We start from the raw sequence: 1,404 nt of genomic DNA on the forward strand, positions 1-1,404 counted from the left end.
CAATTTCAAACGTTTCGGTGTTCGAAACCCGGGTTGTACAACGGAACTAATGTAGAGTATGGTTAAGGTAGTGAGCAAGCCATGATTGAAGGTCGAACGCGGCGCCTCTGAGCAAGTGCGCTGCGCTCCGCGAATGTCCATCAAGTCGCGCAAAAAGTGTCTATTCAGCTAGAGGAAGGTATGAAGACGTTTGATAAGTTCTACATCGGAGGAGAGTGGGTCCAGTCGGTCGGCACCCGCAACTTTGAACTGGTCAACCCTGCCACCGAAACTCCCTTTGCGAAGGTGCGGCTTGGTGAGATTGCGGATGTGGATCGCGCGGTAGCTGCGGCAAGGAAAGCTTTTGGGTCCTTCAGTGTGACTTCGAAGTCTGATCGTATTGCCTTGCTAGAGCGGATCGTTGAGGTCTTCGCCTCGAGACAGTCTGACCTCATGAACGCTATCTCCGAGGAAATGGGGGCGCCACTTTCCCTGACGGGACAGACGAGTACTGCGCTTCAGGCGTTCAAGCAAGCCATCATTACGCTGCGCGAGTACGAGTTCGAAAGCTGCATGGGCGACAACGTGATCCTGCGTGAGCCTATTGGAGTGTGCGCATTGATCACAGCCTGGAACTGGCCACTGCAGTTGCTGTGTGGGAAGCTGGCGTCCGCGATCGCGGCTGGCTGCACGGTGGTGGTAAAGCCAAGTGAGTACACGCCAGTCGATGCATTGCTGCTTGCCGAAGTTCTGCACGCCGCGGAAGTTCCTGCTGGCGTGGTGAACATCATCAATGGCGATGGTCCGACCGTCGGCGATGCGCTGAGTCGCCATCCGGACGTGGACATGATCTCCTTTACCGGATCCACGCGTGCAGGGATCCTCGTGGCGCAGTCGGCTGCCGACACTGTAAAGCGCGTCTGCCAGGAGCTTGGCGGAAAGTCCGCAAACATCGTTCTTCAGGACGCCGACTTGGAAGCCGCCGCACGCTACAACGTCAATCGGGGCTTCTCCAATACCGGGCAGTCTTGTCACTCTCCCACTCGAATCCTCGTTCACGAGAGCCAGGCTGAAGAGTTCATCGAGATCCTCGAACGTGAGGCAAAGAAGGTGCGAGTAGGGGACCCGCAGAGTCCCGACACCACGGTTGGCCCGGTCGTGAATCGACCTCAGTTCGAGCGCGTGCAAAGCTATATTGAGCGTGGCCTGGAAGAGGGCGCCCGACTGGTATGCGGTGGGGTGGGTCGGCCTCAAGGCCTGAATCGTGGCTACTTCATCCAGCCGACGATTTTCGCTGACGTGCGACCAGACATGACCATCGCACAGGAGGAGATCTTCGGACCGGTGTTGTCGGTGCTTTCCTACAAGACAGAGGATGAAGCCGTTGCCATCGCGAATGGCACGAAATATGGGCTGGGTGGGTAC

General features: G+C 57.3%; 1 protein-coding gene. It reads left to right on the forward strand.

The features are described 5' to 3' along the window. Window positions 1–180 precede the first annotated feature (180 nt). Window positions 181–1,404, forward strand: a 1,224-nt coding sequence (locus tag AC1DPR_RS31930; protein ID WP_477818023.1) for an aldehyde dehydrogenase family protein, incomplete at its 3' end; no start/stop codon positions are given.

The organism is Rhizobium sp. 01T417, assembly GCF_056398905.1.